Origin of the sequence: Altericroceibacterium indicum, assembly GCF_009828105.1 — a bacterium.
GTDB lineage: Bacteria > Pseudomonadota > Alphaproteobacteria > Sphingomonadales > Sphingomonadaceae > Altericroceibacterium > Altericroceibacterium indicum.
Genome location: NZ_WTYQ01000001.1, coordinates 614,298 through 629,156, shown reverse-complemented (window position 1 = coordinate 629,156; position 14,859 = coordinate 614,298). Strand labels below are relative to the sequence as shown.

Sequence of the window (14,859 nt, the reverse complement as noted above, 5' to 3'; positions counted from 1 at the left end):
CCGGCAACGAAATGCACCATGACTGATTTTCCCTTTGCCGTAATCGGCTTCGACCTTGATGGAACTCTTGTAGACAGCAATCGCGATATCTTCCCCGCGATCAATCATGCGCTGAAACTGGCGGGCCGAGACCCCGTCTCAATCGACGCTACCAGAGAGCTGATCGGTGGCGGTGCCAGGATGATGTTCATGCGTGCCACGGCACTGGCGGGCGATCCCGCCAGTGATGAGGAGATCGAACATCTAAACCAGAACTTTATGGATTATTATCAGGATCATATTGCCGATAATACGATCCCTTTCGAGGGCTGCCTGACAGCTCTGGACATGCTGGCAGAGCGTAGTTGCACCTTGGCTGTTGTCACCAATAAAGCAGAAAGCTCTGCTCGCAAATTGCTCGACAAGCTCGGCATGACGGACCGCTTTGCCAGCATTATCGGTGGCGATACTTTGGGTGCAGACAGAGCCAAACCAGCGCCTGACATGATATTCGAGACGATCAAGCGCTGCGATAAGCCCGGACGTTTTGCGATGATTGGCGATTCGACCTATGACAGCCGTGCGGCAACCGCAGCGGGCGTTCCCTCTATCATCGTGAGCTTTGGCTATAATGACGCACCGCGTAACGAAATTGGCGCAACCCGCGTCATCGATCATTATGATGAACTGATCCCGGCGCTGGAGGCTTTATAACCCCCAGCCCAAGACTGCTCAGAAATCGACCTGAGCACGCATACCAATCGAATCGACACCATAATCGGATTTGGTGCCAGCCAGAATCGGCATGTCATCATATTCCATGTGACTATATTCGAGCATGAGGCGGGTATATTCAGTTGGCGTCCAGATCAGCGATGCCGCATAAGCATTCTGGATGCCGCCCTGGATCGTGCCCTCATTCAGATCGAGATAGTCATAACGCAGATTGGCCTGCACCGCACCAAAGCCCCCTTCTCCCAAGGGATGCGCTGGCTTCACGCGATCAAATTTGAAACCCTTATAACCGCGCTTGTCACCCTTTGTGAGAAACAGCCCCATTTCCGCTGAGCCGCCAAAAAATGTCGGATTTGCCAGCGCGCCGGGGCGGTCAACATGCTGCCAATAGGCCTCCCCCTCAAAATGAAAGCGGCCTAGGATCGCAGCACTTTCAAGCCCATAACCCAATTCGCTATCCGCGAGAAATTTGCCCGTATCCATGAAGCGCGTATCGGTGATGTGGAGTTCAGGGCGCTGGCGATAGCGTGTGGTGTCTGATGCATCGTTGAATTCACGGTAATGAACAGAGCCACCGATGTGCAATTGTGCATTGCCAACCTTCGGTGCGTAGGCAGTGCGGGCATCAACGCTCCAGCTATTGTTCTCATCCAGTTGCAAATTATCAAGATTGTCGCTGAAGAAACCGCCTTCCATCAGCAAATCGCCTTTCTCCCGCGAAACGGAGATACCCACTTTGCGTTCGAAATCGAACGCATCGGTAAAGGCTGCGCGCTCCATAAAGGATGTGAAGCGTGAACTGGTGAGTTCTTCGAGCGATTGGAAGTTGTTATGCTGCCCGATCTTATAAGTCGTGTCGCCTGCACTGTAGCGAAGATAGGCATCCATGACCTCAAGATCACCGCTCGCGAATTCCAGTTCCATTTGATAGCCAAAGCCACCGGGAATATCGCCTTTGAAACCAACCCGCGCACGGCGGATTTCCTTAGCAAATCCAAGGCCGGGATCATCAATACTGTCTGGTCCATTGACCACACCAGCATCGATCTGCAACCGGCCAAAAGGGGTGAAGGTCACACCATCCTTATTTTGAAGATGCCCAACAACCGGAGATGATGTTGCAGCACTTGCGACTGCGGCATTCGCTTGCTCTGCGCTGGTATTGGCTTGTTCCGCCTTGGCATCAGCGGCCTCAAGTCGCGTTTGCAGACTATCGATGCGCTCAGCCATGGCCGCCATCTGGGAACGCATCTGCGCCAGTTCCGAACGTAATTCATCCTGATCTGCGCTCGCATCTTGCGCCATAGCGGGGGCTGCCAAACACACTGGCATTGCGATGGCTACCGCTGCACTTGCCAAATACCGCTTCATTCATCCGACCCTTCACAAATGCGACATATCGAAGACTTTATGTCACTTCGAAGGCGGCCCTAGGTCTCCCTCATGACTCTTATGTGACAAAATGTGTCATTGTTGACTTTTCTCTTGAGATGATTTGGCGAGATCAGGCTGCATCACACGGTAAAGGCTGAGGCGCATGCATGATGCGACAATTGAAGAAGCGAAAACTCTTCACCGATTGATCGCAATGTAAGGAATATTGGCGAAGGCCTAAGCGTCGATCGATTTCACCAGACGGCGTTCAATCGGGGCCAGCACGCCAGCCAGTTCATGGCCACGTTTCAGAATTTGGCCATGTTCACCAAACAAGGCCCACATGCCTTGCCTGTTGCGCAAGGATGGGCGCTTTTCCAGCCGCATTTGGGGGACATCAGCGGTGCGGCGGAATGCTGCAAAGCTGGCGCAATCCTTGGTGAAGTCCATTGCATAATCACGCCATTCCCCGGCGGCGACCATGCGGCCATAGAGATCGAGGATCTTCTGCAGCTCCATCCGGTCAAAGCCTACCTGTTGTGGCTTCTGCCCCGGAAAAGCGACGATATTTCCTGTGATCTCGTGAGGCTTCATCAATTATCAGTGCCGCACTTTTGAGCCATTTCGGAATGCTCATTGCGTATTGCAGCCAGTTCAGCACGCAGATCGGCAAGCTCAGCTTCGAGTTTTTCCATTCGTTCAATATTGCCCGTCGGCTCGCACGGCTCATCACAAGGTGTACCGTATGGGATGAATTCGCGCAGCCAAGTCTCAGCCGGCACCAGCGTCGAACGGGCCTTAAGGCCGATCATAGTGGCCCCTTCGGGCACATCATCGGTCACCACCGCATTAGCGCCCACACGAGCGCGTTCACCAACAGTGATCGGTCCGATAACCTGCGCACCTGAACCGACAATCACATTGTCTTCCAAAGTCGGGTGGCGTTTACCCCCCTTGCCGTTGGTAGGGTTGGAACCGCCCAGCGTCACACATTGATAGATGGTGACATTATCGCCAATATGGGATGTCTCACCGATCACTGTAAAACCATGATCGACAAAGAAATTCTTGCCGATGGTTGCCCCTGGGTGAATATCGATTGCCGTCAGCCAACGGGAAAAATGGTTCACAAAACGGGCGAAAAAATACATCCGGCCATTGAAGAGCCAATGCGCGATGCGATGGAAAAACAGTGCCCAGACGCCAGGATAAAGCAAAATCTCCATGCGCGAACGGGGCGCAGGGTCACGCGCTCTGATCGAATCGATGTAGGATATGAGCCCTTTTATCATGTCGCACTTGTCCCGCGTCGTAGCGCAATATTGTCTCACCAAACCGGCACCAAGGCAAGTTCAGCCCATTTTGCTCTTCTGTTCCTCCACAGCGGCCCGCCAGATGGCGAGCTTGGGAGGCGTCTTCCGTTCCAGACTGATGCGATCAATTGCCGCCACCAGCCCAGCCAGTTCTTCATAGCCACGCAAAGCACGCGGCACGAGATAGGCTGCTGCATCTGGCCCCAGAGGCAAACTCCGCTCCCGGGCGAGAGACAACAGCAGTTCTGCGGCCATGTTGTCATCCGGGGGGAGGATTTCAAGCTGCATGGCAGCTCCAAGACGCGACTTGAGATCGGGAAGCCCGATAGTCCACGGTGCGGGTCCGGCAACCAGCAACAGCGGGCGCTTCATTTCCTGCGCTCTGTTCCAACGATGGAACAGAGCGTCCTCATCCATCAAGGGCGCATCATCAATCGCCTCGCCGCGCCCGCTTTCGACAAACCAGCGAGCGAATAGCGACTTTCCTGAACGGCGTGGCCCGGTGAGAATAGCTGTGTGAAACGGCCAATCCTCTGTCTTATGCATGGCTTCGGCCACAGACGCATTGGCATCACCAATCACGATCCGGGCCGGTCCCTCCCCACTACCGGGGCGAAATGGTAAGGCGAATTGAAATGTGCTCACTGGACTAGCGAGAAATACTGAGTGCGTTGTTGCTTTCGGTCACATTCCACCCACGAGCCCGTAAAGCCGCTGCCAGAGCAGAGATATTGCCAGCATAGCTAACCCGCATCACCGAAGTGCCGCCAATAGCAATACTGCTGGTGGAAGCGCCACGTACACCGGGCGAACTGCGAACCGAAGTCAGCGCCGTATCGACCGCTGCCGCATTGGGGGTCGCAAATTGAACTGTGACATTCGCCACCGCCACCTGTTCAGTCTGAGCAGGCGCAGTGGAGGCCTGGATGTTTGCGGGATTTTCGGCTTCAGCCTGCGCCGTACGGGCTGCCTGCTCTGCCGCTTCAGCCTGACGGGATGCTTCGATCAGACGCATGATTTCGGGCGAAATCTGCACCCGCTCGCTCTCCAGCGTTGGATCAGGACGCAATTTGCCATCGGCCAGCCCGCGCTGGAAAATCTCATCGAATCGGCGAACGGCATCTTCCAGCATCGCGTCCAATTCCGAATCATTGGCCGCGCGTAAGGTAAATTCACCCAGCACCTGATTATCTGGTCCGTGGCGGGCGGTAAAAGTGCCGATAATCGGACCACCGGGCCATTCATGCCGGAGACGCGCAATCGGCGTCACCACATCGGCTGCGCCGAATTCAGCAAGAATATTGTTCCACCACAGGCGGCTGCGGCGGCTCACTTGGCCATAGGTCAGCAGCAGTGATTCACCACCGGCCCCCGAAGGACGGACGTAATCGATCGAACTGGCACCCGATTGAAAATTGGCCCAGACACGCTGCCACGGGTTGCGGGTTTCGAACATGGTAGCAGTGCCACCATCGATCAGCACCGGAAGTGTCAGCATCGGTGCGGAACGGGCACGCTTACCCTCCCCACCCAGCAAGGCCCCGGCACGCGAACGATCAAAAATGATATCCAGTGTCGCAATATAACGACGGGGGCCGAGCTGTTCATGCTCAATCACCACAGCAGAGACCATCGATTCGATTCGCGAATCCGGAAGTTTTGGTCCGCCAAGCTTTTCCCACGCCAATCTCTGCGCTTCTCGCCAGCCGTCCTGACGCGCTTCCTCAGCGCTTTTCGCATGGACATCCACATGGATATTATTGGCGACAATATCCGTTGTGCTGGCCACCGGCGCGATGCCGCGATCCCCGGAAACCTGCGCGTAAAGCGCCGTTCCAGCCAAGGCTGCCAGGCCGATTGCACCAATTCCGGCGCCCAGCATATGGGGGCGGGAAAGCGAGCGGGGGAAGGAAAGTTTAAATGTCATCATCGGGGAAAACCGATCGCCTTTTGCCGAAAGGCGAGTGGAAATCCAAGCGGGAAAGACTAAAGGGCGTAATCTATGGCTTCAGATAACTCGCACCCGACGAACAAAACAGCGCCCTACACCTATGCACAGGCCGGCGTTTCCATTGATGCTGGCAACGCGCTGGTGAAGGCTATTGGCCCACTGGTAAAGGCGACAAGGCGCCCCGGTGCCGATGGCGAGATCGGAGGCTTCGGTGGTTTCTTCGACCCCAAGGCCGCCGGATATAAAGACCCGCTGCTGGTTGCCGGGAACGATGGCGTGGGCACCAAGCTCAAGCTCGCCATTGATAACAACCTTCACAGTGGGGTTGGCATTGATCTGGTTGCCATGTGCGTCAACGATCTGATTGTTCAGGGCGCAGAGCCGCTGTTCTTTCTCGACTATTTCGCCACCGGCAAGCTCGACAATGGCGTGGCCGAAACTGTGGTGGCCGGCATCGCGGAAGGCTGCAAGATTGCCCATTGCGCATTGATCGGTGGTGAAACCGCTGAAATGCCCGGTATGTATGCCCCCGGCGATTATGACCTTGCAGGCTTCTGCGTAGGCGCAGTTGAACGCGGCGAACAGCTAACGGGCGAAAAACTCGCTCCGGGCCATGTGCTGCTTGGCCTTGCCAGTTCAGGGGTTCATTCCAACGGCTTCTCGCTCGTACGCCGTCTTGCTGATGATATGGGCTGGAACCTCGATGAACCAGCTCCCTTCGATACCAGCCGCAAGCTGATCGAAACGCTGATGGAGCCGACCCGGATTTATGTCCGCAATCTGCTCCCCATCATTCGTGCCGGAGAAATCGATACCCTTGCCCATATTACCGGTGGCGGCTTGCTCGAAAATATTCCCCGTGTGCTGCCAGAAGGCGCTCATGCAGTGGTGGATGCCGGAAGCTGGCAGCAACCCGGCCTGATGCAATTCCTGCAGGAACAAGGCTCCATTGAACCGGGCGAAATGGCCCGGACCTTCAATTGCGGGATCGGCATGGTCCTCGCCGTCCTGCCTGAAAATGTCGATGCGGTGACCGCTGCTTTGACAGAAGCGGGCGAGCAGGTCTTCACGATTGGTAAAATCGAAGAAGGTTCGCGCGGCTGCACGGTTCGCGGGCCTGCTGGTTCATGGACTTCTTCTGAAGACTGGGAAGCGCGCCACGATGCCTGAGACAAACAAGGCGCGCGTCGCCGTGATGTTGTCGGGCAACGGGACGACAATGTCCGCCCTGCTCTATGCATCACGCCTGCCAGGCTGCCCCTATGAAATCGTGCTGGTAGCAAGCAACAAGCCCGAGGCGCGGGGCCTGGCCATTGCTGAAGCGGAAGGCATTGCCACTTTTGCCCATAGCCATAAGGGCATGAAACGCGAAGAGCATGAAAACGTCATGGATGCTGCCCTGCGCGGCGCTAATGCAGATTATGTCGCCCTGTGCGGCTATATGCGCATCCTGTCGCCCAGCTTTGTTGCAAAATGGCAAGGTCAGATGCTTAATACGCATCCCTCGCTTCTGCCAAAGTTTCGCGGGCTTGATACGCATCAGCGCGCGCTTGAAGCAGGCGACAGCCACGGTGGCTGCACCGTGCATGAAGTGACGCCAGAACTGGATGAAGGCCCGATTCTTGGCCAGATCCCAGTCAAAATTCTGCGCGACGATACACCAGACAGTCTGGCTGCACGGGTTCTGCTGGCTGAATATCAGCTCTACCCACAGATGCTGCGGGACTTCGTCACCCGCTGAGCTCCAGAGCTTCAGCCATAAAAAAGGCCGCCCCGAAAGGCGGCCTTTTTCATATCGTAATCGGAAATCCGATTAGCCGACGATTTCATCAGCCTTGAAGAAATAGTCGATTTCGATCTTGGCGTTTTCTTCGCTGTCCGAACCGTGCACGGAATTGGCTTCGATGCTTTCAGCAAATTCCTTACGGATCGTGCCTTCAGCAGCATCGGCTGGGTTGGTTGCGCCCATCACGTCGCGGTTGGCCTTCACAGCATTTTCGCCTTCGAGAACCTGAACGACCACCGGGCCGGAGATCATGAAGGAAACCAGATCATTGAAGAATGGGCGTTCACTGTGAACGGCGTAGAAGCCTTCAGCCTGTTCTTTGGTCATCTGGATGCGCTTGGAAGCGACGACGCGAAGGCCAGCATCTTCCAGCTTCTTGGTGACTGCACCGGTCAGGTTGCGACGGGTAGCATCGGGCTTGATGATCGAAAATGTACGGGTAACCGCCATGGGACGTTCCTTGCGAGTAGTTTGGTTTAGTGGAAATTCTGCGCGCAACTAGCGGGCGAAGTGCGATACGGCAAGTGGTTCACTTAGAAACAAGATAGGCTATCTTTCAGTCTCGATAGATAGGCAGCTAGCACAAAGTGCTGAAAGTGACTTACCTAACATATAGTTACTGTGGTATCACCGCTGAGCAGGTAGCACTTCGCCTGCCGTGAGCTTTTACCAGCTCGTGCCAGAATCGGGACGCAAGACTGAGTGAAAGAAGGTTTCTTCCAGGATAAAACAGCAAACCTGTCCGATGCTGAGGCAGAACACGCCATCGATGCAAAGCGATTTGTGACGATGCGTGAAAAAGTCGCGCTTTACGACTGGGCTTCTTCTCCTCTCGGCCCTCGCGAACAATGGTGCCCTGAACTGAAAGTCATTGTTGAGCAGGTGCTCGATTCCGGCTTTCCGAAAGCGGTAGTTTGGGGGGATGCCTTTACGACCATTTATAATGACGCTTTCCTGCCCATATTGGGCGACAAGCCCGAAGCACTGGGACGGTCTTTCGCTGATATCTGGTCTGAAGTCTGGAATGATATCCGGCCCATGATTGAAAAAGCCAGAGCAGGTGAATCCACCTTTCTGGAAAACTACCCTCTTTCCATTCTGCGTGGTGAGCGGCCTGAGATGGCTTACTTCACTTTCTGTTACAGCCCTCTGCGTCTGGCAGATGGCTCAATCGGCGGAATGCTCGATACGGTTATCGAAACCACGCCGGTTGTCCGCGCCAGTGCTGATCTGGCAGTCGTGAATGAAGAGCTGGCCCACCGCCTGAAAAACACGCTTGCCATGGTTCAGGCGATTGCATCACAGACATTGCGGGATGTGACTGAGCAGGAATCCGTCAATTCATTCCGTCAAAGATTGCAATCGCTCGCTCATGCCCATGATGTGCTGCTGCGGCAGAGCTGGAGTGCAGTTTCCCTCAAGCAGGTCATAGAGGATTCGCTGCGCCCCCACGATCATGCCGGACAAATAGAATTGAACGGCCCGGCAGTGGAGATCGGATCACGCACCACCATGTCTCTATCGCTCATGCTTCATGAACTGGCGACCAATGCGCTCAAATATGGTGCATTATCGGAAATGGGCGGTAAAATCTGCATCAACTGGTCCATATCCAATGATATGTTCCACCTGAACTGGAAAGAAACCGGTGGCCCCAGAGTGTCAGAGCCATCACGCAAAGGGTTCGGCTCCCGATTGATTGCGCGCGGCATTGGCAATCGCTGTGAAGTGATCAAATCTTACCACCCGGAAGGGTTCGAACTGGAACTGGAAACGCCGCTGGCCGATCTCAACTCCTGACGCAATATAGCTTAAGGCAGCAGTTATGGGCCTTCCCGCCACTTCCCGTCTTCCTGTCGCCAGAACTTACGTTTCAGGCCATCGACTTTGCCCAGAGCTTTCCAGCATTCCCTCGCATGGCCAATGCGGTCATCACCAAACAATAGAAACGTGCGCTGATATTGCAGCGCTTCATCGCGCCACTCGCCGTCAGCGAAAGCGATGAAGCGTGCCCCGTTCTGCGCCTGGCATTCCTGCCCCAGCAATAGGGGCTGACGCTCTGCATGGGGTTGGTCAGCATAGCCGTGGGCGAGAAACGCATCGGGGAGCATTTCCCACAAGGATCGATCAATCTTTTCGAGTTGCTCGCCCACGGTTGAGACAACCAGCAGCTTTTCGCCCGCCTCTCTTGTACGGCGGGCGATCAGGGGAATGACCCGTTCAACCGGGTCTTCGCTAAGCTGCCAGAAATCGACTTGCATCAGGCTTCAGCAACGTCCCGAACAAATTGGTCAAGCACGCGCACGCCAAAGCCGGTTGCGCCCTTGTCCCATGTCGCACCAGCCGTAGCCGACCATGCCATCCCTGCAATATCGAGATGTGCCCAGGGCGTATCATTCTCGATGAAGCGCTGGAGGAACTGGCCCGCTGTAATCGAACCGGCTGCGCGTGAACCAACGTTTTTCATATCGGCAATCGGGCTGTCGATCAGCTTGTCATAAGCTGCACCCAGAGGAAGGCGCCACAATTTGTCGCCACTGGACTTGCCCGCTGCATCAAGCTGGCCCGCCAATTCGTCACTGTTGGAAAAGAGGCCTGCCTGTTCATGGCCAAGAGCAATAATCATCGCGCCCGTCAGCGTGGCAAGATCGATGATGCGGGCTGGCTTGAATTCCTTCTGTGCCCAGGTGAGTGCATCACACAGAACAAGGCGGCCTTCAGCATCGGTATTGATAACTTCGATGGTCTGGCCTGACATGGAAGTCACCACGTCACCCGGACGCTGTGCATTGCCGTCAGGCATATTTTCGGTCAGGCCACAAATCCCGATAACATTGGCCTTGGCCTTGCGCCCGACGATGGCGAGCATGGCACCGGCCACGGCAGCAGCACCGCCCATGTCCCACTTCATGTCTTCCATGCCAGCACCTGGCTTGATCGAGATGCCGCCGCTATCAAAGGTAACACCCTTGCCGACAAAGACGCTTGGCGCTTCATCAGCCGCACCGCCGGCCCAACGCAAAGCGATCAGGCGGGGTGGACGGGCAGACCCTTGCGCAACGCCCAGGAAAGCACCCATGCCAAGTTCGCGCATGTCGTTTTCGTCGAGCACAGTGATTTCCACACCACTGCCTGCGAAACGTTCACGGCAACGTTCAACAAAGCTCTCAGGATAGATGATGTTGGCAGGCTCGGTCACGAGTTCGCGGGTAAATTCGACACCCTTTGCAATGGCAGATTCGGTGGCCCAGAGAGCTTCGGTGCCATCTGGTGCGTTGAGGACAACCGCATCTGCCAGCGAAACCTTCTGCGCATCCTTCATCGTGGTGCGGTAAATATCATAGCGCCATGCACGAAGACGCAAGCCCATCAGGAAGGCGACGGCCTGCGCTGCGGAAAAGCCACTGTCAGCCAGATCAATGGTGACTGCTTTTTCACCGGATGTAAGGAATTTTGCTGAAACAGCTGCCCCGGCCTTTTCACAATTAGCGGCATAATCATCGCCACCAGCCTTGCCTGCACCAACGACAGCGGCGCGGATCACTTCGCCATCGCGTTCAACGAAACTGTCAAACAGCTGACCAGCCTTGCCTTCAAAACGTGCTGCTTTTGCCCCTTCAACAAGGCTTCGCTCAAGACCCGATGGCAACGCCCCTTCATGGGCGATTCGCACATAAAGACGGTTATTGGACGTATTGGCGTTGCTCTGGAAGGTAATGTTCATGCTGTCTCCGAATGATCAAAGTATCGCAGCTCGGCTAAAATGCCGTGCAATCACGATCGCTCCCGTTGCAGTTAGGAGCGGGCAGTGCGATAGGCAAGCCATGCACCCTCTATCGCGGCAGTTGCTGCCTACCAGTCAGTACCTTATTCGCAGCCTTCGCTACGGCGGAGCAGCGCTTGCTCTTGCTGTTGGCGCCTACCCTGCTGCCGCCTTCGCGCAGGATGAAACAGGGGGTGACACTAACCTGCCCCCCGCCTCTTTGGAAAAGCGCCCGAACGAATTGTCGCAAGATGCGCTTCCCCCGCTTGATAGCGGCGATAATGAGCAGGAAAGCACCACACCAACCACCTCTGCCGATGGCACGCGCAACATTGGTTTTGAAGCCAATGAACTGCAATATAACAGCGATGATGACACGATCACGGCCAGCGGCAATGTCATCATGCGCTCCGATGGACAGTCTGTGCGCGCTGATAGTGTGAGATGGAACCGGAAGACCGGAAAAATATTCGCTGAAGGCAATATTCGGTTCGTGGATGAAAATGGCAATCAGCTCTTCACTGAAAAGCTTGAACTGACTGACGAATTGCGCGCCGGCGCGATGAGCAATTTGCTGCTGGCGCTACGAGAAGGTGGCCGCCTGGCTGCACGTGAAGGCGTCCGTGATGATGATGGCAATATCACACTCACCAGCGCTGCCTATTCAGCCTGCGCGGTCGAGAAACCCAATGGCTGCCCCAAAAAGCCCAGTTGGCGGATCACTGCAAAACGAGTGATTTATGATGAGGAAGATAAGCGCATCCGCTTCAAGGGCGCTTATCTGGAACTGTTCGGCGCAAGGCTTTTGCCGCTGCCCGGCATGACCGTCGCCACTGATAATCGCGCAGTATCCGGCCTCCTTATGCCTGATTTTGGCGTCACCGCCTCTAATGGCGTGGAAGTGAGCGACAGCTATTATCTGCGTCTCGCCGATAATCAGGACCTCACACTAAAGGGATATGTCTATAGCGAAGCCCCGCCCATGGGTTCGGCCGACTATCGCATTCTGACCGACGCCGGCGCCTTCCAGATTACCGGCTACCTTACGCGCTCGTCTCGCATCCCCCTCGATTCGACTAGCGAAATATCGAAGCGTGACTGGCGTGGCTATATCGGTGGTAATGGCCGCCTTCAGCTTGATAAAAACTGGTCTTTGACCGGCTCTTTTCGTTTGGCGAGCGACCGCACATTCCTGCGCCGTTACGACATCAGTCGAGATGACCGCCTGCGTTCAAACATTGATCTCGAACGTATCGGTAACGATTCCTATTTCTCCATTTCTGGTTGGGCGACACAGGTTCTGCTGACGAACCAGAAGCAGGGTCTTGTTCCCGTTGCCCTGCCCCTGATCGATTATCGTCGCCGGCTCCGCGATCCGATCCTCGGCGGAAAGATTGAAATTCAAGCCAACAGCCTCGCCATCACCCGAACTGCAGGACAGGATACGCAACGCGCTTTCACTCAAGCCAAGTGGGATATGCGCACTGTTACCGGCATGGGGCAGGAAGTAACGCTGACCGGTCTCGCCCGGGGTGATGTCTATCACTCAGACCATAACGCCCTTACCGAAACAGCAAGTTATCGCGGTACTCCGGGGTGGCAAAGCCGAGCCTTCGCACTAGCCGCCCTGGACGTGAAATGGCCGCTGATCGGTGAATTTGCCGGTGGCTCCCAAGTGTTGACCCCGCGCGTGCAATTTGTCGCATCTCCGCATGTTAAAAATCTGGCTATTCCGAATGAAGACGCCCGCGCGATTGAATTGGAAGACAGCAACCTTTTCGCGCTCAACCGGTTTCCCGGCTACGACCGGATCGAAGACGGCAGCCGCATAACCTACGGGTTTGACTGGCAATTCCAGCGCCCCGGGCTGGAGGTCAAGACAACAATCGGCCAGTCCTATCGCCTGACTGACAAAGAGAATATGTTCCCCAATGGAACGGGTCTTGCCGCGCGCTTTTCTGACATTGTCGGACGGACAGAAGTACGCCTGCGCGATCTGATCAAGATCACCCATCGCTTTCGGTTTGATAAAGACAATCTGGCCCCCCGCCGCAGCGAGCTGGATGCCTCTGTCGGCACAGATAAGACTTACGCGGAAATCGGTTATCTGCATCTCAACCGAAACATCCAAGGCTTTGAAGACTTGCAGGATCGCGAAGAATTGCGCACTGCCGGCCGCATCGCTTTTGCCAATTACTGGTCGGTTTTCGGGTCGGCAGTTATCAACCTGACCGATCGCCGGGATGACCCAACCCTTGCCTCTGACGGCTTTGAACCACTGCGCACACGATTGGGTTTTGCCTATTCGGATGATTGTCTTGAACTGGGCGTGACCTGGCGCCGCGACTATGTCAGAGTTGCCGATGCCAGAAACGGTAACACCTTCCAGATCTACTTTTCCTTGCGCAATCTGGGTGCGCGTTAACCGATCAATCGACTGATAGTATATACGTGGATAGCAATCGCCATGGTTGGCAGCATGGATTCTTCGCGCTATCCGACAACGCTCAGTATCGGTTAAGCCAAGGAAATGCATAAGGCTGCCGATAAAACAGGTGCTTTAGCTGGTGCCGCTTACGGGAATGAACGAGTGATCAAGAAGTCCAAGAATCTCTGGAAAGTCGGCCATGTGGCTGTGATCGCCGCACTTTGTGCTGGCATCGTACCCGCTCAGGCGCAGGATTCGGTGGATTCTGCGGAGGATTCCTTTAACATTCCCCAAAACGTCACCATGCTCGGGAAAAGCAATCCCAATGTTCGGCGCGCCACTGCCATCGTCAATGGCACCGTCATCACTGGTACAGATGTCGATCAACGTGTTGCCCTCATCGTCGCTGCCAATGAACAGAAGATCTCTCCTGAAGAAGAACAGCGCCTTCGCCTGCAGGTTCTGCGCAATCTGATTGATGAAACACTGGAAATTCAGGAAGCCAAAGCGCAGGATATGGCTGTGACTTCTGATGAGGTCGATCAGACATATAACCGCCTCGCAACGCAGCGCTTTAACCGCACTGATGCGGAAATGACGACCTATCTCAAATCCATCGGTTCTTCACCCGCATCACTGAAACGCCAAATTGAAGGCGAATTGGCATGGGACCGTTTGCAGAGCCGCAATGTCGAGCCGTTCATCAACGTCTCTTCCGAAGAAGTGGATGATCTCTACAACCGTCTACAAGCCTCGCGCGGGTCGGAAGAATATCGCCTCGGTGAAATCTATCTTTCCGCAACCCCTGCCAATAAGCAGGAAGTCTTCAACAATGCTCGCCAGATTGTTGAACAATTGCAGAAAGGTGGCAGTTTCGTAGGTTATGCCCGCCAATATTCGGAAGCCTCAACGGCGGCTGTGGGTGGCGATCTTGGCTGGATTCATCTTGAGCAGTTACAAAATCCAGAGCTGGAAGCGGTGGCCAAAAATCTGACCCCAGGCCAGTTGGTGGGCCCAATCGAAATTCCGGGCGGCTTCTCCATTCTCTATCTGATCGACAAGCGTCAGGTGGGCATGGCAGATCCGCGCGACGCGGTGATGAGCCTCAAGCAGATTTCAATCACCTTGCCGAAATCCTCTACACAGGCGCAGGCGAAGGCCAAGGTCGATGCTTTTGCCAAAGAGGTGAAAGCCATCCGAGGTTGCGGTGAAGCCGACGCTGCGGCTGCCAAGATGGGCGCTGACATCGTCACCAATGATCAAATCCGCATCCGCTCACTTCCGGAAGCGCTGCAGCAGGCTTTGCTTCAACTCAATGTTGGTGAAGCCACGCCGCCATTCGGCTCGGTCGAAGAAGGCGTGCGCGTGTTGATGCTTTGCGGCCGCGATGATCCCCAAGTCGATAGCGGCCCAACCCGTGATCAGTTAATGTCCCAGATGGAAAGTGAACGCGTCAATCGCCGTGCTCAGCGCTACTTGCGCGATCTTCGTCGTGACGCTGTGATCGAATATAATTGAGGCATGAAAGCC

At 55.3% G+C, this 14,859-nt stretch carries 13 protein-coding genes and 1 pseudogene; 6 read left to right on the top strand and 8 right to left on the bottom strand.

Going from position 1 to position 14,859, the window contains the following annotated elements:
- The first annotated feature begins 18 nt into the window (after positions 1-18).
- On the top strand, positions 19-693 hold the full coding sequence (locus GRI39_RS03110) for an HAD hydrolase-like protein (protein WP_160738207.1): 675 nt from the start codon (positions 19-21) through the stop codon (positions 691-693).
- Between the two features lie 18 nt (positions 694-711).
- On the opposite strand, the gene GRI39_RS03105 is transcribed toward GRI39_RS03110, so the two are convergent.
- From GRI39_RS03105 to GRI39_RS03085, 5 genes are all read right to left on the bottom strand, one after another.
- Positions 712-2,085 (bottom strand): porin, encoded by a 1,374-nt coding sequence (locus GRI39_RS03105; RefSeq protein ID WP_246204840.1) that lies wholly within the window; start codon positions 2,083-2,085, stop codon positions 712-714.
- Between the two features lie 240 nt (positions 2,086-2,325).
- Positions 2,326-2,682, bottom strand: coding sequence for a DUF2794 domain-containing protein (locus GRI39_RS03100; RefSeq protein ID WP_160738206.1), 357 nt, complete (start codon positions 2,680-2,682; stop codon positions 2,326-2,328).
- Complete coding sequence (epsC, locus tag GRI39_RS03095) at positions 2,682-3,380, bottom strand: serine O-acetyltransferase EpsC (RefSeq protein WP_160738205.1); 699 nt, start codon at positions 3,378-3,380, stop codon at positions 2,682-2,684. The genes GRI39_RS03100 and epsC overlap by 1 nt, the downstream gene beginning before the upstream one ends.
- A gap of 60 nt (positions 3,381-3,440) precedes the next feature.
- Positions 3,441-4,046, bottom strand: coding sequence for a P-loop NTPase family protein (locus GRI39_RS03090; protein ID WP_160738204.1), 606 nt, complete (start codon positions 4,044-4,046; stop codon positions 3,441-3,443).
- Positions 4,047-4,050: 4 nt separating this feature from the next.
- The gene (locus GRI39_RS03085) at positions 4,051-5,331 is read right to left on the bottom strand and encodes a heavy-metal-associated domain-containing protein (RefSeq protein ID WP_246204839.1); all 1,281 of its coding nucleotides are present in this window, start codon (positions 5,329-5,331) and stop codon (positions 4,051-4,053) included.
- Positions 5,332-5,403: 72 nt separating this feature from the next.
- Here GRI39_RS03085 and purM point away from each other — a divergent pair, with 72 nt between their 5' ends.
- Both purM and purN read left to right on the top strand, forming a co-directional pair.
- A complete protein-coding gene (purM, locus tag GRI39_RS03080) occupies positions 5,404-6,522 on the top strand; it encodes a phosphoribosylformylglycinamidine cyclo-ligase (protein WP_160738203.1) in 1,119 nt (372 codons plus the stop codon).
- A pseudogene (purN, locus tag GRI39_RS03075) lies at positions 6,515-7,090 on the top strand (phosphoribosylglycinamide formyltransferase); the annotation flags it as partial. The gene purM and the pseudogene purN, both read left to right, overlap by 8 nt.
- Positions 7,091-7,165: 75 nt before the next feature.
- Here purN and ndk read toward each other — a convergent pair.
- Positions 7,166-7,588: a nucleoside-diphosphate kinase gene (gene ndk / locus GRI39_RS03070; RefSeq protein WP_160738201.1), complete on the bottom strand. Its 423-nt coding sequence runs from the start codon at positions 7,586-7,588 to the stop codon at positions 7,166-7,168.
- A gap of 252 nt (positions 7,589-7,840) precedes the next feature.
- Between ndk and GRI39_RS14750 the strand changes: the two genes are divergently transcribed.
- Positions 7,841-8,938, top strand: a complete 1,098-nt coding sequence (locus GRI39_RS14750; RefSeq protein ID WP_160738200.1) for an HWE histidine kinase domain-containing protein — start codon at positions 7,841-7,843, stop codon at positions 8,936-8,938.
- Positions 8,939-8,961: 23 nt separating this feature from the next.
- Here the strand turns inward: GRI39_RS14750 and GRI39_RS03060 are convergent, their stop codons facing one another.
- Together GRI39_RS03060 and GRI39_RS03055 are read right to left on the bottom strand one after the other, a co-directional pair.
- On the bottom strand, positions 8,962-9,399 hold the full coding sequence (locus GRI39_RS03060; protein WP_160738199.1) for a DNA polymerase III subunit chi: 438 nt from the start codon (positions 9,397-9,399) through the stop codon (positions 8,962-8,964).
- Positions 9,399-10,862 carry a leucyl aminopeptidase gene (locus GRI39_RS03055; protein ID WP_160738198.1) on the bottom strand — a complete coding sequence of 488 codons (1,464 nt, stop codon included), beginning with the start codon at positions 10,860-10,862 and terminating at the stop codon, positions 9,399-9,401. Before GRI39_RS03055 ends, GRI39_RS03060 begins: the two co-directional genes overlap by 1 nt.
- A gap of 100 nt (positions 10,863-10,962) precedes the next feature.
- Between GRI39_RS03055 and GRI39_RS03050 the strand changes: the two genes are divergently transcribed.
- Both GRI39_RS03050 and GRI39_RS03045 read left to right on the top strand, forming a co-directional pair.
- Positions 10,963-13,326: an LPS-assembly protein LptD gene (locus GRI39_RS03050; RefSeq protein WP_160738197.1), complete on the top strand. Its 2,364-nt coding sequence runs from the start codon at positions 10,963-10,965 to the stop codon at positions 13,324-13,326.
- Positions 13,327-13,431: 105 nt separating this feature from the next.
- Positions 13,432-14,847, top strand: coding sequence for a peptidylprolyl isomerase (locus GRI39_RS03045; protein ID WP_160738196.1), 1,416 nt, complete (start codon positions 13,432-13,434; stop codon positions 14,845-14,847).
- The last annotated feature ends 12 nt before the right edge of the window (positions 14,848-14,859 follow it).

What these genes read in the sequence shown, in the direction of transcription:
- GRI39_RS03110 (WP_160738207.1), top strand. Translation starts at nt 19, where the DNA reads ATGACTGATTTTCCCTTTGCCGTAATCGGCTTCGACCTTGATGGAACT.
- GRI39_RS03105 (WP_246204840.1), bottom strand. Translation starts at nt 2,085, where the DNA reads ATGAAGCGGTATTTGGCAAGTGCAGCGGTAGCCATCGCAATGCCAGTG.
- GRI39_RS03100 (WP_160738206.1), bottom strand. Translation starts at nt 2,682, where the DNA reads ATGAAGCCTCACGAGATCACAGGAAATATCGTCGCTTTTCCGGGGCAG.
- epsC (WP_160738205.1), bottom strand. Translation starts at nt 3,380, where the DNA reads ATGATAAAAGGGCTCATATCCTACATCGATTCGATCAGAGCGCGTGAC.
- GRI39_RS03085 (WP_246204839.1), bottom strand. Translation starts at nt 5,331, where the DNA reads ATGATGACATTTAAACTTTCCTTCCCCCGCTCGCTTTCCCGCCCCCAT.
- purM (WP_160738203.1), top strand. Translation starts at nt 5,404, where the DNA reads ATGGCTTCAGATAACTCGCACCCGACGAACAAAACAGCGCCCTACACC.
- ndk (WP_160738201.1), bottom strand. Translation starts at nt 7,588, where the DNA reads ATGGCGGTTACCCGTACATTTTCGATCATCAAGCCCGATGCTACCCGT.
- GRI39_RS03060 (WP_160738199.1), bottom strand. Translation starts at nt 9,399, where the DNA reads ATGCAAGTCGATTTCTGGCAGCTTAGCGAAGACCCGGTTGAACGGGTC.
- GRI39_RS03055 (WP_160738198.1), bottom strand. Translation starts at nt 10,862, where the DNA reads ATGAACATTACCTTCCAGAGCAACGCCAATACGTCCAATAACCGTCTT.
- GRI39_RS03050 (WP_160738197.1), top strand. Translation starts at nt 10,963, where the DNA reads ATGCACCCTCTATCGCGGCAGTTGCTGCCTACCAGTCAGTACCTTATT.
- GRI39_RS03045 (WP_160738196.1), top strand. Translation starts at nt 13,432, where the DNA reads ATGCATAAGGCTGCCGATAAAACAGGTGCTTTAGCTGGTGCCGCTTAC.